Here is an 18,498-nt window from a genome sequence, read left to right as displayed (position 1 = left end):
CACCATGACCGAAGCCTTTGGCCGTCTCCCGTCGCTCAATGCCTTGCGGGCCTTCGAGGCCGCGAGCCGTCATTTGAATTTCCGGGTAGCGGCCGAGGAGTTGGGGGTGACGCAGGGCGCGGTGGCGCAGCAAATCAGAGGGCTGGAAGCCGAACTCGGGATGAAGCTCTTCGAGCGCCATCCGCGTACGCTCTCGCTCACGGAGAACGGCCGACGTTACGCGGGCAGCGTGCGCCGTGCCTTCGAATTGCTCACCGAGGCCACGCAGGCATTGCGTCCCGAGCCGCTTCGCCTGACGATCAGCGTCACGCCGACCTTTGCGGCCAAATGGCTGATTCCGAGGCTTCCCGCGTTTCTGGCGACACATCCCGATATCGATCTGCGCATTCTCGCGACCGACCGGTTGTCGCATTTTCAAGCCGATGCGGTCGACCTCGCGGTGCGCTACGGCCGCCCGCCCTTTGGCGGCGGGCTCAGCACCGAGTTGTTGTTCGACGAAGTGCAGGTGGCCGTCGCCAGCCCACAACTCATTGCCGCGACTGGCCATCCCGCGGCGACGGGCACGCTGCGTGGCCACGCGTTGCTGCACGATGCCCACAACGCATGGCCGCAGTTCCTCGAACGGGCAATGCCGCATGCGTCGCTGCCATCGACTGCGCAAGCCCTGTTGTCCACCGCAAAAAACATCCGCTTCAACCAAACGGCCCTCGCCATCGACGCAGCCGTCGCAGGGCAGGGGCTGGCGCTGGCCCATACGGATTTCATCGCGCCGGATGTGGCAGCCGGACGGCTCGTTCGCCTCTTCGACACCGAACTGCGCACCGGCGCAGGCTTTTACATCGTGTCGCCACGTCGGCAGCGTCACGCCGGGCAAGTCGGCAATGTGCGCGACTGGCTTTTGCAGCAAGCACGCATGACGAGTTAGGATTTCGCCAGGCGCAATCAACGACTTCGACTTGCCATGGCGTATCCCGATTTGAATTTGCTTCACGCGCTCGATGTTTTGCTGGAGGAGGGGAGCGTCGTCGGCGCGGCCCGGCGTATGCATCTGAGCCCACCGGCGATGAGCCGCACGCTGAGCCGTATTCGTGAAACCCTCGGCGATCCGGTCTTCGTGCAAGCTGGCCGCAAGCTAGTGCCAACGCCTCGTGCGCTGGCATTGCGCGAGCAAGTGCGCAGCGCCGTCGAGCAGGCCACGCAAGTGTTGACGCCCAGTGCCGAAGTCGACCTGAAGACGCTAGAACGGCGCTTCAACGTGCGCGCGAACGACATCTTCGTCGGTCTGCATTCCGGGCGGCTCCTCGAGGCGATGGCGAATCAAATGCCGCGCGCGATGTTGCGGTTCGCGCCAGAAGAAGACGATATCGACGACGAAGCACTGCGAAGCGGCCGCATCGATCTGTTCATCAGCGCGTCGCGCCAACTCGGGCCGGAGATTCGTGTGCAGTCGCTCTTCACAACGCGCTTTGTCGGCATCGCGCGCGACGATCATCCCATCTTCGACGAGGACATCACGCCCGAGCGCATCACTCGGTGGGGGCATATCGGTGTGTCGCGACGGGGGAAGTTTGCCGGGCCGATCGATACCGCGCTCGATGCCTTGGGCCTTCGCCGTCATGTGGCCCTGGTGGTATCGACGCCATTCACCGCGCTGTTTGCGTTGCAGGACTCGGATCTCTTGCTCGCGTTGCCCTCCGATCTGGCGCAAAGCGCGATCGCGGCAGGCATGCGCATTCGCCCCTTCGATTTGCCCGTGCCGCTCGAAACCGTGGTGTTAACGCAGGCGTGGCACCCGAGGTTTCAGGCCGACCCGGCCCATCAATGGCTGCGCCGCACGATTCGAGAATTGTGTGCAGACGCGCCCGCGAGCCCCTGATCCATCGTTGCGTATGACGCACGCCTGAATTCCAATCAAGTCACTTTTCGCAGCGTAACGACGGCCCCTACAGTGGTGATCGACATCACTTCGGTAAAGGGTCATCGTGCAATCCGCATCATCGCAGGCGCAGGCAGCCGCTTCGGCAACACCGCCGGGCCGCCTGAGCATTCGTCTGCTGGCCTTACTGGCCTTACTCGGCCGGTTCGATCTCACATCGCCTCGCGCCACTTACGTCGTGCGCTCCATTCTTGCGGCGTGGCTCGCACTGATCGTTGCGTATGCGCTGGAATTGGAAATGCCGTTCTCTGCGGCATCGACGGTCTTGCTGGTCATCCATCCCATACAGGGCGTCGTGATTGGCAAGGGCACGTGGCGTGTGCTCGGCACGCTTGGCGGCATGGTCGTGTCCGTGCTGCTGATGAGCGCTTTCGCGCAGATGCCGTGGCTGTTCTTATTGGGCTTCGGTCTTTGGCTCGGCCTGTGCGTGGCGGGCATGACGATGCTGCGGCATTTTCGCGCATCGGGCGTCGTCGTCGCGGGCTATACGGTCGGGCTGGCGACGTTTGGCGCGCTTGGCCACCCGCAACTGACGTTCGAGCACGTGATTGGCCGTGGCTCGACCGTCATGATCGGCGTCGTGAGTCTGGGGCTGGTGTCGGCGCTGTTCAGCCGACGCGGTGTGCACGGCAAGCTCGAAGCGGTGCTGGCCCGATTGGCGGCGCATGTTGCCGATGCCATTGCCAGTCAACACGATGTGAGTAGCATTCGCGGCGATACAGCGACTCACGCAAACGAAGTGCCCCCGGCTGCCCGGCGGCAACTCATGGCCGAGATCTACGGCGTCGACGACTTGCTTGCGCTGGGGAAGGCCGAATCGTCCGATTTGGCACACCGCGCGAGCGCGGTGCGACACGCGATGGCGTCGCTTTTCGCCGCGTTGGCGGGCGGTGCGGCGGGCGTGCAACTGAGCGGGCCGGACGCCGCGCCATCGCCTGTCTGGCGAGACCTGTCACCGATGCTCGCGAGCGCGTGGCGCGACGCCGCTCAAGCGACGGCAGAAGGTGCCGCAGGCGTGCCGCGTGCCGTTGGCATCCTGCGCGATACGCGTAACCGTCTGGCGGCGGTACTCGAATCGCCGCGTGGTGCTGCCGCGTCGTCTGACTCGTCCGCTTCTTCCGACTCGTCCGACCCGGCAATTCATCCCGCGACTTACATTGCTGTCGATCGCCTGATCGAACAACTCGACGACTACCTCGCGGCGTTGGCGGGTCTGGCTTCACTGCGTCGCTCACGTCCCGGTACGACGTCGACGCCGGTGCCACCCGTGCATTTCCATCGCGACATTCGCGCTGCGTGGCAAAACGGCTTGCGGGCCATGCTCACACTCGTTTGCACGGGCGCGTTCTGGATCGCCACCGGCTGGCCGCAAGGCGACATGATGCTGTTGATCGTCGCGCCGTATTGCGCACTGCTTGCCACCGCCCCGAATCCGGCTGCAGGCGCGTTTCAGTTCGTCAAAGGCACTGTGATCGCGGTGCCGATGGCCTTCCTCTGCGCATTCGTCGTGCTGCCGCATATCGACGGTCTGCCTTTGCTCCTGGTGGTGTTGGCATTGTTCTGGTTGCCGGGCATCGTGGCGACGACCTTGCCGCAACACGGACTCGCCGCACTCGCTTATCTCGTTGGCTTCAACACGCTTACGGGGGCCGACAACCCGATGCACTACGACCTCGCGCTGTTCCTGAACTGGTCAGTGGCGTGGGTGCTCGGGACGCTGTTCGCGTGGATGGGCTTTCGGTTGTTTCTGCCGCGTCAGTTGCCTCGGGACATCGCACGCCTGCGGGCGCTGATTCGCGACGATGCCATGCGGCTGATGCGTGGCAAGCATGGTCGGGACCGTCATGTGGCTAACGCGCGCGCATGGCAATGGCGGCAACAGCACCGTATTGCGCAACTCGGGGCGCTGCTCAAGTCGCAGCCCGAAGTCATGGACCGCGAGATTGCGCACGCGCTAGCCAGTCTGCACTTGGGGCGCGCTGTGCTGCGCCTGCGTGAGTGGTCGCGGCATGACGAAGGCGAGTCGCCACGCGTCGCCGCCGCCCGGGTCGACATTGCCGACTTGCTCGACGCGCACGCGGACTACTTCTCCTCCTCATCCAGCTCGTCTCACTCTTCACCATCACCGGTTGGTTCTCATGCTCACTGAAGTTGCCGTGGCGGGCATCTATTTGCCGCCGTTCTTCGTCTATGCCTGCGTTGCCGTGCCGGTGTTTCTGAGCGTGCGTTATGTCCTCGCACGCACGGGCGTGCTGCGGCGCGTTTGGCATCCGGCGCTCTTCGAGTTCGCCATTTCTCTCTGTCTGGTTGCTTTCTTGATGCTTTATGTCTAATCGTGCGTTGTGGTTTAGGCCGGTCGCGAAAGCGGCGGGCACGTTGTTCTTCCTAGGTCTCGCGGTAGTGCTCGTGGTGGCGCTTTGGCGCGCGTACGTGCTCGCGCCATGGACACGCGACGGCCGCGTCAGTGCCGAAGTGGTGCGCATTGCACCGGAAATCTCCGGCACGGTGCAAGCCGTGGCCGTTAGCGACAATCAGTTCGTGCGGCGTGGCGACGTGTTGTATCGCGTCGACCCTGAACGTTTTCAACTGGCGCTCGCGCAGGCCGAGGCGCAGTTGAGTGCGGCGAGCGCGGTGTTGCAGCAAAAGCGTCAGGACGTGCAGCGCCGTCGCGGCATGGACGATCTGGTGCCAGGCGAAGAGATTCAGCGCGCCGGGCAAGCCGTCGCCATTGCGCTGGCGGAACAGCGTCGCGCACAGGTCGCGCTCGACGTCGCACGGCTCGATCTGGCGCGCACTGAATTGCGTGCACCCGTCGACGGCTATGTCACGCATTTGCGGCTTCGTCCGGGCGACTACGCGCTTGCGGGGCGCGCGAATATTGCTTTGCTCGACGCGCACAGTTTCTGGATCACCGGCTACTTCGAAGAGACGAAACTGCGCGGCATCCGCCCAGGTGCGCCGGCCCGCGTGAGGCTGATGGGTTTCGACGATCTGATCGATGGCCACGTCGCGAGCATTGGCCGGGGCATCACCGACGCCAATGAACATGCCGACGCGCAAGGGCTGCCAAGCGTCGAGGCGTCGTTCACTTGGATACGCCTCGCGCAACGCATTCCGGTGCGGGTCGCCATCGACCGCGTGCCGCCGGGGATCGTGCTGGCCGCTGGGATGACGTGCAGTGTCGACGTTGGTCCGTCGGGGCAAGACGGTACGCCGAAAGGGCGGCTGGCCAGTCTGCTGATGCGGTGGATGTAAGTCATGGTCCGCGTATTTCATTTGTTTCATCGGAAATCGGCCCTCGTCGCGTCGCTCGCCCTGCTCATGAGCGGTTGTACGACGCTCGGCCCCGACTATCACGCGCCGCGCGTCGATGTGCCGTCGCAGTGGCACGAGGCGTCGAAGGTGAGCGCCGTCCACGACGCCACACAGCAAGCGGCGTTGCGTACGTGGTGGCGCGCTTTTCACGACCCGGTGCTCGATCGGCTTGTCGACACCGCATTGGCACGGAATCAGGATCTTGCGATTGCCCGTACACGGCTGACGCAGGCGAGAGCGGAGCGCGTACAGGTCGCGGCCGGGCTGGGGCCAAACGTTTCGGTCGGTGGCATGGGGCAAGCACTGCGCTCGAGCGAGCGGCTCGACTGGCCGCCGGGCATTGGGGAATCGCGAACGTGGCGCGCGGGATTCGACGCCAGTTGGGAGTTGGACATCTTCGGCGGCACACAACGTGCGGTTGAGGCGGCCGACGCGCATATCGAGGCGGTAGCCGACGACGCGCATGCCGTGCAGGTCAGCTTGCTAGCCGAGTTGGCCGCCGATTACGCGATGTTGCGCACGGCACAGGCACGCAGCGCCATCGCCCAAGAGAACATTCGCAACCTGCTGGAGGGGGAACGTTTGGCCGAGCGCGCGCTTGCCCAAGGGCTTGGCACGTCGGCCGACGTGGCGCAAGCGCGTGCCGAGCGCGAGACGGCGCAGGCGTTGCCGCCGCTGCTAGACGCCGACATTGCGCGGCTTAGTCATGCCATCGGCGTGCTGACAGGCGGATTCTCGGGCGACTGGCGCGACGCACTGGCGCAGCCGTCGCGTCAGTGGCCCATCGCGCCTTCGTTGCCGCTGTCGATGCCGTCGGAAGTAATTCGTCAGCGCCCCGACGTGCGTGCCGCGGAACGCAGGCTCGCTGCGGCAACGGCACGCATCGGCGTGGCCGAGGCGGCACGCTTTCCTCGTTTCAGCATTCCGCTGAGTTTGGGGACGACGGCCAGCTTGATCCACGACCTGTTCTCGGGCGCGAGCCTTGCATGGTCGGCGGGTTTGCAGGCGAGTCAGACGCTCTACGACGGCGGCAGCGCGCGTGCGGGTGTGGCGGTGGCGCAAGCGCAAGCGGACGCCGCGCGATTGGCCTATGAGCGCGACGTACGGCTGGCCTTGCGCGACGTGGAAGATGCGCTGACCGGGCTGAACAGCGAAAGGGCGCGGCAGATTGCGTTGACGGCAGCGGTACAAGACAGCCAACTCGCGCTTGATCGGGCGACGCGGTTGTATCAGCGCGGCTTGAGCGGGTACTTGCCGGTGCTTACGGCGCAACGCGCGGCCAACCACGCGCGCGACGCGCTTGCGTTGAGTCAGGGAGCAGAAGTGCGCAGCGCTATCGCGCTATATAAATCGCTCGGGGCAGGGTGGGCGAATGGGTAAGTCGGTTCGTAAGTTAAACAGGAGAAGTTTTTGATGACGCTCGATCCCAAGATGTTTTCGGTGCACGACATTCGTGAGTTGCCATATGTCGTCTTCAATCAACTGGCCGCGCAACCGGGTTATGCGCGCCAGTGGGAGGCGGAAATGGTGGCGTTGGTCAACAACGGCGAGCCATTCGTGGTGGTCTATGACCAACTGACGTCGGACGAATCGCACGAAGACCGCAAGCAGCGCGCGGTTTGGCTCAAGCACAACAAGGCAGCGTTGGCCGAAGTGTGCAAGGCGCTCGTGAGCATCGAGCCGGACGCCGCGCAGCGCGCAATGGTCAAGGCCATGGGGGAAACCGCCGTGAAAGCGTTCGGCATCCCGCATGAGGCCGTGGCGACGCGTGAGGAGGCCATCGCGGTGGTGCGCAGGCTGACGTGATGCCGCTTATCCTCTCGGCGGCATGCGACCGACGTCGGCGTCGGCGGCGACGACGACGGGCTGACGCAGAATCGTTTTCCACTTCTCCGGTGCGACTTTGCGCGGATCGCTGAGATAGATCTCGTGATGCTTGCCCGTTTCGATCAGCCCGTTGTCTGGGAGAAATTCGTTGTGCAGGCGCGCGAGAATCGGCCCTTCGGCGTCGTAGGGGCCGATGTGGAGCGTCTGCACACACCGGCCTTCGCTCAGGACTTCGCGCCGCAGGCGGGCAAGTGCCGGGAGACTTTTCTTCTGTCGTGCCGCGGCAATTGCGCGCTCGGCGAGCGCTGGGGCAACGAAGGCGGGCAGCAGGATCATCAGCGTCCACGACCAGCGGTCTTTTCTGCGTGCCGCGAAATCGTCCATGTCGTCAGACCACCAAAGCCCTTCAACCGGAGGAACGACGTAGTCCTTGCCAAGGGCCTTGCTCATGAACTTCAGCGTGTAAGACGCCGCGTAAAGTGCCTCGACCGCCTCGCGGTAGGCCGGTGCGGTATTGGGATCGCCCTGTCCATCGACCATGAAATAGGCGAGCGGCGGCACCTCCACGACGGCGAAGTCGCCGACCGGGCCGGTGTAGAGCGTTTTCAACGCTTTCTTGATGTCAAATTTTTCCATCGTTGGCGGTTCGGCAGCGGATATGCGTTGCAAATTTGGGATTGCCAAAGACCGCCGATAACGACGGGACTATCATCAGCGAGCAGTATCACTCGAATAGGAGATAGGCATGACACAGCTCGTCACAATGCTTTGGTTCGATCAGGGTCAGGCCCGTGAGGCCGCAGAATTCTATGCCGCAACGTTTCCCGATAGCCGTGTCGATGCCCGTCACGTTTCGCCTATTCCGGGCGTGGGCGTCGGGCCCGAGTTGACCGTCGACTTTACTGTTCTGGGCCGCCGCTTCATCGGCCTGAACGGCGGGCCGAATTTTAAGCCGAACGAGGCCGTGAGCTTCATGGTGGAGACCGGCGATCAGGCGGAAACCGATCGCTACTGGAACGCCATCATCGGCAATGGCGGGGCAGCGATGGACTGCGGCTGGTGTAAAGACCGTTGGGGCTTTTCTTGGCAAATCACGCCCAAGCGCTTGCTCGATCTCATCGGCGGCAGCGATCCCGTTGCAGGACGCCGGGCTATGGAAGCCATGATGCAAATGCAGAAGATCGATATCGCCGCGCTCGAGCGTGCCGTCGCCGCTACCGACTGACGCGCCGCCCCCGTTGCGCGAAACCATGCCGTCGGGCCGCGAAGGCAATCAGCCAAGCTGCGATGACCAGCCCGAGCAAGACCCACGGCATGGCTGTCGCGCCGAGCGTTTCGAGCACAGCACCACCGAGCACGCCGCTCACCGCAAACGATAGATTGAACACGGTCACCAGCATCGACTGCGCGACAGACTCGTGCTCGCCCGCCGCGTCGCCCAGCGCGGTTTGCAGTAGCGTCGGGGCACCGCTGAAACTCAGGCCCCAGAACACCGCGCCGATACAAAGCACCGGCCACGACGCGCCCCATCCGCTGAACGCGACGATCACCAGCGCAAAGGTCCCCAGCGCTACCAACACCAGTTGGCGCAACCAGCGATCCACCCACATCCCCACGCCCCACAGGCCGACGAGCGTGCAAATGCCGAACGTCGAGAGCATGGTGGCGAGCCGATCCTCTCTGCCCACAGACGCCAAGAACGGCGCGATATACGTGTAGAGCGTGTAGTGCGCGATGACCCACAGCATCACCACGGCCAGCACCGGCCGCACTCCCGGCAAGCGCAGCACATGGCCGATGCGGGCACGCGATCCAGTTGCCTCGGCGCGGACGTCGGGCACGATAAGTTGCACCCATCCCATCAAAATCAATGAGAACGCCGACAGCCCGCCGAACACCCAACGCCAGCCGATCAAATGCCCGAGCCACGTGGCCATCGGCACGCCCAGGGCTAGCGCCAACGGCACGCCGAGCATGGCAATAGCCAACGCTCGCCCCTGACGCGCGGGCGGCACGAGGCGGCGTGCGTAGGTGGCGATCTCGCTCCACGCCAGACCGATCGCTAGCCCGACAACGAAGCGTGCGCCGAGTGTGAGCAGGAAATGGCTGGAGAGCGCCGTCACCAAATTGCAGAGGAAGAAGCCAAACAAGGCCGTATTCAGCACGCGGCGGCGCGGCCAGCGCTGGAGCAGCATTGTGAGCGGGACGGCACCAAGGCCCGCCCCGAGTGCGCAAAGCGTCACCCACTGACCGGCCCACGCTTCAGAGACGTGGAAGCCTTCAGCCAACTGCGGAAGCAAGCCTGCGGGCACCGTCTCGTTGGCGGCGGCAATGAAAGTGGCGAGCATGAGCGCCACCATCGAGGCCCAAGGCGTTGCGTCGACGGCGTCTGCGGTGGGGATGGCGGGAGGGGCGAGGGAGGGCATGGTCATTCGTCGAGCATCGAAACGTCCCCTGAAGGGACAACACGACGAAGTCTGCCAACCCGCGCTATATTTGATAATTCGTCAAAAAATTGAATGACTTTCAAATCCAGTCGACAAATGGAGCGGTGAGGGCAGATGGCCACGGATAAGCTGGGCGATATGCGCCTATTCACGACAGCCGCCACGCTGGGGAGTTTGTCGGCGGCGGGGCGCAAGCTGGGGCTCTCGCCTGCGGCGGCGAGCGCGCGGCTGATGAAGCTAGAAGCGTCGTTGCAGACGCGGCTCTTTGTGCGCACCACGCGGCAGTTGCGTCTCACGGATGAGGGGCGTGTCTATCTCGCGCATTGCCTCGTGGCATTGCAGGCCATCGACGATGGCGAGGCGGCGCTGCAAGCCGGGTGTGCGGCCATTCGCGGCAAGATTCGGTTGTCGGCGTCGACGGACTTTGGGCTGCACACGCTCACGCCATGGCTCGACGAATTTACGGCGCGGCATCCTGAGGTGCGCTTGTCGATGACGCTGACCGACTCGATATCGCATCTCGTGCAGGACGACGTCGATCTCGCCATCCGCTTTAGCGAGCCTGACGATGGCGCGCTGGTGGCGCGGCGTCTCGCGCCGATGTGCCGGGTGCTCTGCGCGTCGCCGGAATATCTGGCGCGGCATGGCGAGCCGCACACGCCCGAAGCGTTGGCCGAGCATCAATTCATCGTGTTGGTGACGTCGTCCGGCCCGCTCAATGAATTCCACTTTCGCAAGCACGAAGCGACGTGGCAGTTCACGGTGCCGATGGCGCAGGCATGGGAGACGAACGACGGCACGCTGGCCAGACGCTGGGCCTTGGACGGGCGAGGCATCGTGCGCAAGACGTTATGGGATGCGGCCGACGACGTGCGCGCGGGGCGGTTGAAGATTCTGCTGACCGATTACATTGCGAAGGAGCCGGGCGTGTATGCCGTGCGCCATCGCACGCGCTACATGGTGCCGCGAGTGCGCGCGTTGCTCGATTTTCTGATCGAACGATTCGCACAAGAGACCGCACGCTGGCCGAATGTCGACCGCTGCCAAGTGTGACTTCATGTCATCATATGCCATGGCAAAAATCCCCCTTTTCCCGCTCGGCAACGCCCTGTTTCCCGCTGGGGTGCTGCATTTGCGCATCTTCGAGGTGCGCTATCTCGACATGATCAAACGGTGTCTCGCGGATGGCACCGAGTTCGGGGTGGTCGTGTTGCGTCAGGGCAGCGAAGTCCGCCTGCCGGACGCGGAGGAGGAACCGGCGATGATCGGCACCATGGCGCGCATCGACGACTGGCGCGCGCCCATGCCGGCGCTGCTCGAACTGGTCTGCCGGGGGACCACGAAGTTCCGGCTGTCATCCGTCGAACTGGCTAAATATGGCTTGTGGATGGGCGAAGCCGAGATGCTCCCCGACGATGCCGCCGTCGCCATTCCCGATACCCTGCAAATCAGTGCCGATACGCTCGGTAAGCTGATCTCCGGGCTGCAACGCGACCCGGCCCGCGCGGCCAAACTGCCGCTCGCGCCGCCTTACCGGCTGGATGAATGCGGCTGGGTGGCGGACCGCTGGGCAGAACTGCTGCCGTTGCCCGCGCACGAAAAAGAGACGTTGCTCGGCATCGACGATCCGATTGCTCGTCTGGCCCGTATTCAGGCGTTTCTGACCGATCACGGCGTGTTGTCTTAACACGCTCACGGCATTCTCTTGGGTCGGCTCGCCAGCAGATCGGCGATAATGCCGCCTGCCAAGTTTCTTCTCACGCGCCGCTTCGTCCTGTGATGACCCCGGGACGACCCTCTGTGCGGCGCGACCGTAACGACAATCCATGACAGTCCAGATCAACCAAGAACTCAAGGCGTACATCGATCCGCTAACCGTGGACGAATACGCCGCGCTCGAACAGAGCCTGCTGGCCGAAGGGTGCCGCGACGCGCTCGTCCTGTGGGGCGACGTGCTCGTCGACGGCCACAACCGCTACGAAATTTGCAGCAAGCACAACATCGAATTCCGCACGACACAAAACCCGTCGTTCAAGTCGATGGACGATGTGCGCCTCTGGATGATCGATAACCACCTGGGCCGCCGCAGCGTGTCGGACTACCAGCGCGGCGTGCTGGCGCTGCGCAAAAAGACGATTCTCGAAGCCCGTACCGCCGCTATTGCCACGGCCGATGAAGCCCCGGCGAGCGCACCGACCGCTGGCAGCGATCAAGACGCGGCTGCGGCGTCGAACCCGCTGATTCCCGCTCACACGCTGGCGCTGACGCGCGCGGCGCTCGCGCGTGCGGCAAAGCTGTCGAGCAATACGCTGGGCCAGATCGAACAGATTCACAACGCAGCCGCGCCGGAGCTGGTCGACGCGGTCAAGCGCGGCGAAGTGTCGATCAACGCCGCCGCGGCGGTTTCCACGTTGCCGCAGGCCGCACAGGTTGCCGCTGTCGTCGCAGGCAAGCAGGAGCTGCGCGAGTTGGCGCGTCAGGTGCGCGAGGCGCGCCCGGTCAAGCCGCGCAAGAAGAAGGATGAAGACGAGAGCGAAATGGAAGACGACGGCACGCCGCCATGGGACACCAGCCTCGACCCGTCGCAGTATCCAGACGAAATGACGCGTCTGGCGAAAGAGCTCAAGGCGATGACCGCCGAGCGCGATGCGCTGAAAAAGAAGGTGGCGCATCTGACCATCGCGCTTGCCGAAGCCCGCGCCGGGAAGTGAGCCTCACCCGCATGCCCCGGCGCATTCGAGTGCTAGGGCATGCGATATATATCGAAAAAATATAGTTTCGTATATTGGATCCAATAAAACGTGATTGGATCCAGAATCGCAATCTCCCCCCGAAATATGCTTTAATCGCGCCATGCGAACCCCCGGTCCCCAAGCACTTCATCAGGCAATCCGCGACACGCTCCGAGACGAGATCTTGAGCGGCGTGCTCCCGGGTGGCTACCAACTGCGGCAAGAAGCGTTAGCCGAACGATTCCACGCGAGCCGGGTACCTGTGCGCGAAGCGTTGCGCCAGTTAGAGGCGGAAGGGTTGGTCACGCACCATCTCAACCGTGGCGCGACAGTCGCGAGCATGAATCTCGAGCAGTTGTGCGAATTGCTCGACATCCGTGTGGCGCTTGAATGCCATGCCGCGAAGCTTGCCGTACCGAATATGGCCGAGCGCGATTTTCAGGTGATGGAGCAGATCCTCACCGACTACGCCGCGTCCGAAGTCGTCTCGGAATGGGCTGAGTACAACCGGCGCTTCCACTTGGCGTTGTGCGCACCGGCCAACAATCGCCGCCTGCGCATGCTCATCGAAGAGTACTGCCTCAATACCGAGCGCCACTCGCATCTGGCGATGTCGCAAGCCACCGGTAAAGAGAAGCCCCAGCAAGATCACTACGAAATTCTCGCCGCGTGCCGACGTCGCGACGTGAACGGTGTCGTGGCCTTGCTCGAAGCGCACATTCTCGCCACCCGCAATGAAATCAAAGCGATGGCGCGCGAGGACGTGAGTTTCCTCGCTTAGCCACCGGTCGTCACCGGTCGCCACCCTCATTTTCGAACACAAGCACCTAAGTCGCGCAGATTTGTGAATCAGCGTCACGAATCTTGTGCGGCAGCTTGGGCTTTTGGCGGCTGGCCGATTGGGCCACACTGTCGTTTTCGCGTTGCGCCATTCAACCGTCGTTGATTTTTCCGGCGCAACGTTCTGACAGGAGCTACCACTCATGACGCTGCCCGCTTTCGGTCTCGGGACTTTCCGTCTCAAGGGCCAAACCGTTGTCGATACCGTCACTAACGCACTGGATCTGGGCTATCGCGCGATCGATACCGCGCAGATCTACGAGAACGAGGCCGATATCGGCCGTGCGTTGGCGGCATCGAACGTCAAGCGCGACGATCTCTACCTCACGACCAAAATCTGGGTCGACAACTTTGCTCAAGACAAGCTGATTCCGAGCCTCAAAGACAGCCTGTCGAAACTTGGCACCGACAGCGTCGACCTGACGTTGATCCACTGGCCGTCGCCGGCCAATGCCGTGCCGATGGACGAGTATCTCGGTGCCTTGCTCGAAGCCCGCAAGCAAGGGCTGACCAAGGCCATCGGCGTGTCCAACTTCACCATTGCGCTGTTGCAACAGGCGATCGCGATTGCCGGTCCGGGCCAATTGGCGACCAACCAGATCGAACTGAGCCCGTATCTGCAAAACCGCAAACTGGCTGAATTCGCCCGCTCGCAAGGGGTGCCGGTGACGTCGTACATGACGCTGGCTTACGGCAAGGTGCTCACCGACCCGGTGCTGGTGAAGATTGCCGCAGCGCATGGCGCAACGACGGCGCAAGTCGCCCTGGCGTGGGCGATGCAGCAGGGCTACGCGGTCATTCCGTCGTCGACGAAGCGCGAGAATCTGGCGAGCAATATGAAGGCTCGCGAACTGCGCCTGAGCGACGACGACATGCAGCAAATCGCCACGCTCGACCGCAACGACCGTCAGGCCAACCCGGCCTCGCTGGCCCCGGCGTGGGACTAAGCAATACCGTGTAACAAGCGCGTGTAGGGCGAAGTGAAAGCCATGATGTCAAGTGTCGCGCCAAGTGCTATCTTGAGTGACATCGTCCCCCGACAGAGGTGTACGCATCATGGCTGCCCAACCCGCAAAGTCTGCTGTGTCCCAACCGCCTCCGTCGAAATTTGCCACTGTGATTCGCGTCACGAGTGGCAATTTCATGGAGATGTTCGACTTCTTCCTGTTCGGCTTCTACGCCACCTACATCTCCGCCACGTTCTTCCCGTCGGGCGACGAGTTTGCCTCGTTGATGCTGACGTTCATGACGTTCGGCGCCGGGTTCCTGATGCGGCCCTTGGGCGCCATCATTCTCGGGGCGTATGTCGACCGGATCGGGCGGCGGCGCGGGCTGATCGTCACCTTGTCGGTGATGGCGATGGGGACCATCCTGATCGCGTTCGTGCCCGGCTTTGCGACCATCGGCTATGCCGCGCCGTTGCTCGTGCTCATTGGTCGCTTGTTGCAGGGTTTCTCGGCAGGCGTGGAGTTGGGCGGCGTGTCGGTTTATCTGTCCGAGATGGCGACGCCGGGGCACAAGGGCTTCTACGTCAGTTGGCAATCGGCGAGTCAGCAGGTCGCGATTATCGTGGCGGCGCTGCTCGGGTACTTGCTCAACAAATGGCTCACGCCGGGGCAGGTGGCCGATTGGGGCTGGCGCATTCCGTTCTTCATCGGCTGCATGATCGTGCCGGTGCTCTTCTACATTCGTCGTTCGTTGCAGGAAACCGAAGCGTTTCTCGCGCGTAAGCATCGCCCGAGCACGCGCGAAATCTTCCGCTCCATGCTGGAGAACTGGGGGCTGGTCGTCGCGGGCACGATGCTCGTGGCCATGACCACCGTCTCGTTCTACCTCATCACCGTCTACACGCCGACGTTCGGCAAATCCGTCCTCAAACTCTCGACGACCGACGCGTTGGTCGTCACGTTCTGTGTCGGTGTCTCGAACTTCATCTGGCTGCCGATCATGGGTGCGCTGTCCGACCGTATCGGGCGGCGGCCGCTGTTGATCGTGTTTACCGTGCTGACCATTCTGACGGCGTACCCCGCAATGGCATGGCTGGTGGTGCAGCCCACGTTCAGCAAGATGCTGATCGTCGAGTTGTGGCTGTCGTTCCTTTACGCGAGCTACAACGGGGCGATGGTGGTGGCGCTGACCGAGATCATGCCGGTGGATGTGCGCACGGCGGGCTTCTCGCTGGCCTACAGTCTGGCGACGGCGTTGTTCGGCGGCTTCACGCCTGCTGTCGCGACGGGGTTGATCGGCCTGACCGGCAACAAGGCCGCGCCCGGCTGGTGGATGACCTTCGCGGCCGTGTGCGGTCTGATCGCCACGCTCGTGCTGTATCGCAAACGCGGGGCGACCAACGCGGCAATGGCGTGACGTTCTGACGGGGCGCTGTGCGAGAATGTCGCATTGCCAAAGCGGCCCATCGCGCTGCGTGGCGTCTGGCCGAAAGGGCTGGGCGGTGCGCAGCGGCTTTCCGTCAGCGTTACATGAATCGAGATTTACCCGCCTCGGACGACAGTCCCGGCGCTCCCCCCGACCCGACCCTCCAAAGCACGCCTGAAGCGAGTGCCGATGCCACCTACATGGGGCTGGCGCTCGAACAGGCGCGCGCCGCTATGTTGCAGGGGGAAGTGCCTGTTGGGGCCGTCGTCATTTGCGAAGGGAAAGTCGTCGCTGTCGGGCACAACTGCCCGGTGGGCGGCCACGACCCGTCGGCTCACGCAGAAATGCAGGCTCTGCGCGCCGCGGCGCAGGCGCTCGGCAACTACCGTCTGCCCGAATGCGAGTTGTACGTCACGCTCGAGCCTTGCGTGATGTGCGCGGGCGCGATCATGCATGCGCGTATCAAACGTGTCGTGTATGGTGCCGCCGACCCCAAGACGGGCGCGTGCGGCAGCGTGGTCGATCTGTTTGCGGAACCGCGGCTCAATCACCATGCCGAAGTCGTCGGTGGTGTGCGGCGCGATGAGTGCGTCGGCATTCTGCAACGTTTCTTCAGTGAGCGTCGGGCGGCGGCGCGGACAAGGCGACTTGCCGCTGCGGCCGAAGCTCCCGATGCCGCCTCAGACGTTCCCCCAACGCCTATTCCGGGACAACCGAATTGACCCAAACGAAGCTGCTTGAACTGATTGCTCCCTCCGGTTATCCGGCCAGTCTTGACGTGGCGGCACGCGGCGTCGAAACGCTTGAGCGCCTTGGTTATACCGTGGGCAACCGCGAGGCGCTCGCGCGCCAGTATCTGCGCTTTGCGGGCACCGATGCCGAGCGCATTGCCGAGATCAACACGCTCGCCCGTCGCGACCATCCGGTGCCGGACGTCATTCTGGCCGTGCGCGGCGGATACGGCGCGGTGCACCTGCTCGATCAGCTCGATTACGAGGGGCTGCACCGGCGCTTGTCGGGCACCCCGGCGGCCATCGTCGGCCACAGCGACTTCACGGCGTTGCAGCTAGCGTTGCTGGCGCGCGCGCATCTGACGACGTTCTCCGGCCCGATGCTCACGGCCGACTTCGGGGCCGAAACGCTGAGCGATTTCACGCTGAACCATTTCCAGTCGATTCTGAGCGCGCCGCAGCACGTGGCCGAATGGACCGGCGACGGCGGCGCAGGCGACATCGATGTGGCGGGCACCCTGTGGGGCGGCAATTTGGCGATGGTGTGCAGTTTGATCGGCACCCCGTATTTGCCGGAGATCGACGGCGGTGTGCTGTTTGTCGAGGATGTGAACGAGCCGCCGTACCGCGTCGAGCGTATGTTGTATCAGTTGCATCAGACGGGCATTCTCGGGCGTCAGCGCGCGCTCGTGCTGGGCGATTTCTCCGAGTACCGGGTGAGCGATTACGACAACGGCTACGACATGGACACCATGATCGCGAGCATGCGCAAGGTCATCGGCATTCCTATCGTCACGGGGCTGCCGTTCGGCCATTGTCCCGACAAGCTGACCCTCCCGGTGGGTGGTCAGGCGCGATTGCAGACGGCTGGAGAGCGCGTGACGCTCACGCTTACGGGATATCCCTATAAGGCCGTGTGAGGTCTGAGAACACCGCGACACCGACGCTTCACAACGCACGCCGGGCCGAATTTCGGGCCCGGCGTTGTTTTTTGCGTTTCGTGCAGATCGGTGGTGATTTCTGCGATTTACGAGGGTAATCGCGGTCAGATGGCGGGAGATTGATTGTGGGCTGAATGCTCCCCGAGCGGCGGTTGGGGCAGGGCAGCGGCCCGGTGGGCAGGCATGAGACGACGCGACTATATGTCACGGCGCAGCTTGAATATCTGTGTACGGCTATGTTTTGCCGGAGTGGATTTGGCTACACTGCTTCGATCGTTTCGCCGTCACAAGGATGCCAAGACATCATGGCCAGCAGCCCTGCCAGCAATACCGCAAGCTCCAAGGATTATCCCCGCGACCTGATCGGCTATGGCCGCCACGTGCCGTTTGCCGATTGGCCGGGCCGTGCGCGCATCGCCGTGCAGTTTGTTCTGAACTACGAAGAAGGTGGCGAGAACTGCGTGCTGCACGGTGACCGTGCGTCCGAACAGTTCCTCTCCGAGATCATTGGCGCGGCCGCGTTTGAGGCCCGTCACATGAGCATGGAGTCCATTTACGAGTACGGTTCGCGTGCCGGGGTGTGGCGAATTCTGCGTGAATTCGAGCGCCGCGGGTTGCCGCTGACCGTGTTCGGTGTGGCGATGGCCATGCAGCGTCACCCGGAAGTGACGGCGGCGTTTCAGGAACTGGGGCACGAAATCGCGTGCCACGGCTGGCGCTGGATTCACTATCAGAACATGGACGAGGCGACCGAGCGCGAGCACATGCGCATCGCCATCGAGATCTTCAAAGAGATGACCGGCAGCGCGCCGCTTGGCTGGTACACCGGACGCGACAGCCCCAATACGCGTCGTCTCGTGGTCGAGCAGGGCGGTTTCGTCTACGACTCCGACAACTATGGCGACGACCTGCCGTTCTGGACGAAGGTCGAGACGAGCAGCGGCGAAGTGAAGCCGCATCTGGTCGTGCCGTACACCCTCGACAGCAACGACATGCGCTTTGCCGCGCCGCAGGGCTTCAACACGGCAGACCACTTCTTCCATTACCTGCGCGACGCGTTCGACGTGCTGTACGCCGAGGGCGACGAGGCACCGAAGATGCTGTCGATCGGGATGCACTGCCGCTTGCTGGGCCGCCCGGGTCGTTTTGCTGCGTTGCAGCGATTCCTCGATCACATCGAGAAGCATGACCGGGTGTGGGTGTGCCGCCGTATCGACGTGGCGCGCCACTGGCAGGAGCGTCACCCGTTTGTGGCGGCATAAACCCGCTGAGTCATCCACTAATCTAGAACCGATAGGCGTCATCGGGCCGCGCAAGTAAAGCGCGGCGGGGCGCCACCCTTGTTCTCCAGGAGAG

Annotated in this window: 19 protein-coding genes; 17 read left to right on the top strand and 2 right to left on the bottom strand. The window is 63.4% G+C overall.

The window, feature by feature from the left end:
- Window positions 1-4: 4 nt before the first annotated feature.
- From gcvA to PPN31114_RS05300, 7 genes are all read left to right on the top strand, one after another.
- The gene (gcvA, locus tag PPN31114_RS05330) at window positions 5-925 is read left to right on the top strand and encodes a transcriptional regulator GcvA (RefSeq protein WP_150678403.1); all 921 of its coding nucleotides are present in this window, start codon (window positions 5-7) and stop codon (window positions 923-925) included.
- 36 nt (window positions 926-961) lie between these two features.
- Entirely contained in the window at window positions 962-1,876 is a 915-nt protein-coding gene (locus PPN31114_RS05325; protein WP_150678402.1) for a LysR family transcriptional regulator, read from the top strand.
- A 106-nt stretch (window positions 1,877-1,982) separates the two neighbouring features.
- Window positions 1,983-4,085, top strand: coding sequence for an FUSC family protein (locus PPN31114_RS05320; RefSeq protein ID WP_246182405.1), 2,103 nt, complete (start codon window positions 1,983-1,985; stop codon window positions 4,083-4,085).
- Window positions 4,075-4,269, top strand: a complete 195-nt coding sequence (locus tag PPN31114_RS05315) for a DUF1656 domain-containing protein (RefSeq protein WP_150678401.1) — start codon at window positions 4,075-4,077, stop codon at window positions 4,267-4,269. The genes PPN31114_RS05320 and PPN31114_RS05315 overlap by 11 nt, the downstream gene beginning before the upstream one ends.
- Window positions 4,262-5,191, top strand: coding sequence for an HlyD family secretion protein (locus tag PPN31114_RS05310; RefSeq protein WP_150678400.1), 930 nt, complete (start codon window positions 4,262-4,264; stop codon window positions 5,189-5,191). The genes PPN31114_RS05315 and PPN31114_RS05310 overlap by 8 nt, the downstream gene beginning before the upstream one ends.
- A 3-nt stretch (window positions 5,192-5,194) precedes the next feature.
- Window positions 5,195-6,631 carry an efflux transporter outer membrane subunit gene (locus tag PPN31114_RS05305; protein ID WP_150678399.1) on the top strand — a complete coding sequence of 479 codons (1,437 nt, stop codon included), beginning with the start codon at window positions 5,195-5,197 and terminating at the stop codon, window positions 6,629-6,631.
- A gap of 33 nt (window positions 6,632-6,664) precedes the next feature.
- Complete coding sequence (locus PPN31114_RS05300; protein ID WP_150678398.1) at window positions 6,665-7,057, top strand: hypothetical protein; 393 nt, start codon at window positions 6,665-6,667, stop codon at window positions 7,055-7,057.
- Window positions 7,058-7,063: 6 nt separating this feature from the next.
- On the opposite strand, the gene PPN31114_RS05295 is transcribed toward PPN31114_RS05300, so the two are convergent.
- On the bottom strand, window positions 7,064-7,714 hold the full coding sequence (locus PPN31114_RS05295; protein ID WP_150678397.1) for a GyrI-like domain-containing protein: 651 nt from the start codon (window positions 7,712-7,714) through the stop codon (window positions 7,064-7,066).
- A 109-nt stretch (window positions 7,715-7,823) separates the two neighbouring features.
- Here PPN31114_RS05295 and PPN31114_RS05290 point away from each other — a divergent pair, with 109 nt between their 5' ends.
- The gene (locus tag PPN31114_RS05290; RefSeq protein ID WP_150678396.1) at window positions 7,824-8,303 is read left to right on the top strand and encodes a VOC family protein; all 480 of its coding nucleotides are present in this window, start codon (window positions 7,824-7,826) and stop codon (window positions 8,301-8,303) included.
- Here PPN31114_RS05290 and PPN31114_RS05285 read toward each other — a convergent pair.
- On the bottom strand, window positions 8,293-9,504 hold the full coding sequence (locus tag PPN31114_RS05285; protein ID WP_217426919.1) for an MFS transporter: 1,212 nt from the start codon (window positions 9,502-9,504) through the stop codon (window positions 8,293-8,295). The two genes, PPN31114_RS05290 and PPN31114_RS05285, sit on opposite strands and share 11 nt — an antisense overlap.
- Before the next feature lie 135 nt (window positions 9,505-9,639).
- Here PPN31114_RS05285 and PPN31114_RS05280 point away from each other — a divergent pair, with 135 nt between their 5' ends.
- The 9 genes from PPN31114_RS05280 (at window position 9,640) to puuE (ending at window position 18,404) form a co-directional block, all read left to right on the top strand.
- Complete coding sequence (locus PPN31114_RS05280) at window positions 9,640-10,578, top strand: LysR family transcriptional regulator (RefSeq protein WP_150678394.1); 939 nt, start codon at window positions 9,640-9,642, stop codon at window positions 10,576-10,578.
- A gap of 19 nt (window positions 10,579-10,597) precedes the next feature.
- Window positions 10,598-11,212 carry an LON peptidase substrate-binding domain-containing protein gene (locus tag PPN31114_RS05275; protein WP_150678393.1) on the top strand — a complete coding sequence of 205 codons (615 nt, stop codon included), beginning with the start codon at window positions 10,598-10,600 and terminating at the stop codon, window positions 11,210-11,212.
- 139 nt (window positions 11,213-11,351) lie between these two features.
- Window positions 11,352-12,236 carry a ParB N-terminal domain-containing protein gene (locus PPN31114_RS05270; RefSeq protein ID WP_150678392.1) on the top strand — a complete coding sequence of 295 codons (885 nt, stop codon included), beginning with the start codon at window positions 11,352-11,354 and terminating at the stop codon, window positions 12,234-12,236.
- 142 nt (window positions 12,237-12,378) lie between these two features.
- Window positions 12,379-13,038: a GntR family transcriptional regulator gene (locus PPN31114_RS05265; RefSeq protein ID WP_150678391.1), complete on the top strand. Its 660-nt coding sequence runs from the start codon at window positions 12,379-12,381 to the stop codon at window positions 13,036-13,038.
- A gap of 202 nt (window positions 13,039-13,240) precedes the next feature.
- Window positions 13,241-14,044, top strand: coding sequence for a 2,5-didehydrogluconate reductase DkgB (gene dkgB / locus PPN31114_RS05260; RefSeq protein ID WP_150678390.1), 804 nt, complete (start codon window positions 13,241-13,243; stop codon window positions 14,042-14,044).
- A gap of 109 nt (window positions 14,045-14,153) precedes the next feature.
- Entirely contained in the window at window positions 14,154-15,461 is a 1,308-nt protein-coding gene (gene tcuC / locus PPN31114_RS05255; protein WP_150678389.1) for an MFS transporter, read from the top strand.
- A 113-nt stretch (window positions 15,462-15,574) separates the two neighbouring features.
- A complete protein-coding gene (gene tadA, locus PPN31114_RS05250; RefSeq protein WP_150678388.1) occupies window positions 15,575-16,192 on the top strand; it encodes a tRNA adenosine(34) deaminase TadA in 618 nt (205 codons plus the stop codon).
- Window positions 16,189-17,121, top strand: a complete 933-nt coding sequence (gene ldcA, locus PPN31114_RS05245; RefSeq protein WP_150678387.1) for a muramoyltetrapeptide carboxypeptidase — start codon at window positions 16,189-16,191, stop codon at window positions 17,119-17,121. Before tadA ends, ldcA begins: the two co-directional genes overlap by 4 nt.
- A gap of 326 nt (window positions 17,122-17,447) precedes the next feature.
- Window positions 17,448-18,404, top strand: a complete 957-nt coding sequence (puuE, locus tag PPN31114_RS05240) for an allantoinase PuuE (protein WP_150678386.1) — start codon at window positions 17,448-17,450, stop codon at window positions 18,402-18,404.
- Window positions 18,405-18,498 lie beyond the last annotated feature (94 nt).

The organism is Pandoraea pneumonica, assembly GCF_902459645.1.
GTDB classification, from domain to species: domain Bacteria; phylum Pseudomonadota; class Gammaproteobacteria; order Burkholderiales; family Burkholderiaceae; genus Pandoraea; species Pandoraea pneumonica.
The sequence above is the reverse complement of the archived record's forward strand: the minus strand, read 5'-3'. Positions and strand labels throughout refer to the sequence as shown.

Bases quoted from the DNA above. Each gene is read 5' to 3' on its own strand.
- puuE (WP_150678386.1), top strand. From the start codon at position 17,448: ATGGCCAGCAGCCCTGCCAGCAATACCGCAAGCTCCAAGGATTATCCC.
- PPN31114_RS05325 (WP_150678402.1), top strand. From the start codon at position 962: ATGGCGTATCCCGATTTGAATTTGCTTCACGCGCTCGATGTTTTGCTG.
- gcvA (WP_150678403.1), top strand. From the start codon at position 5: ATGACCGAAGCCTTTGGCCGTCTCCCGTCGCTCAATGCCTTGCGGGCC.
- PPN31114_RS05275 (WP_150678393.1), top strand. From the start codon at position 10,598: ATGGCAAAAATCCCCCTTTTCCCGCTCGGCAACGCCCTGTTTCCCGCT.
- PPN31114_RS05290 (WP_150678396.1), top strand. From the start codon at position 7,824: ATGACACAGCTCGTCACAATGCTTTGGTTCGATCAGGGTCAGGCCCGT.
- PPN31114_RS05270 (WP_150678392.1), top strand. From the start codon at position 11,352: ATGACAGTCCAGATCAACCAAGAACTCAAGGCGTACATCGATCCGCTA.
- tadA (WP_150678388.1), top strand. From the start codon at position 15,575: ATGAATCGAGATTTACCCGCCTCGGACGACAGTCCCGGCGCTCCCCCC.
- PPN31114_RS05305 (WP_150678399.1), top strand. From the start codon at position 5,195: ATGGTCCGCGTATTTCATTTGTTTCATCGGAAATCGGCCCTCGTCGCG.
- PPN31114_RS05265 (WP_150678391.1), top strand. From the start codon at position 12,379: ATGCGAACCCCCGGTCCCCAAGCACTTCATCAGGCAATCCGCGACACG.
- PPN31114_RS05280 (WP_150678394.1), top strand. From the start codon at position 9,640: ATGGCCACGGATAAGCTGGGCGATATGCGCCTATTCACGACAGCCGCC.
- PPN31114_RS05285 (WP_217426919.1), bottom strand. From the start codon at position 9,504: ATGCCCTCCCTCGCCCCTCCCGCCATCCCCACCGCAGACGCCGTCGAC.
- PPN31114_RS05315 (WP_150678401.1), top strand. From the start codon at position 4,075: ATGCTCACTGAAGTTGCCGTGGCGGGCATCTATTTGCCGCCGTTCTTC.
- tcuC (WP_150678389.1), top strand. From the start codon at position 14,154: ATGGCTGCCCAACCCGCAAAGTCTGCTGTGTCCCAACCGCCTCCGTCG.
- PPN31114_RS05295 (WP_150678397.1), bottom strand. From the start codon at position 7,714: ATGGAAAAATTTGACATCAAGAAAGCGTTGAAAACGCTCTACACCGGC.
- dkgB (WP_150678390.1), top strand. From the start codon at position 13,241: ATGACGCTGCCCGCTTTCGGTCTCGGGACTTTCCGTCTCAAGGGCCAA.
- PPN31114_RS05300 (WP_150678398.1), top strand. From the start codon at position 6,665: ATGACGCTCGATCCCAAGATGTTTTCGGTGCACGACATTCGTGAGTTG.
- PPN31114_RS05310 (WP_150678400.1), top strand. From the start codon at position 4,262: ATGTCTAATCGTGCGTTGTGGTTTAGGCCGGTCGCGAAAGCGGCGGGC.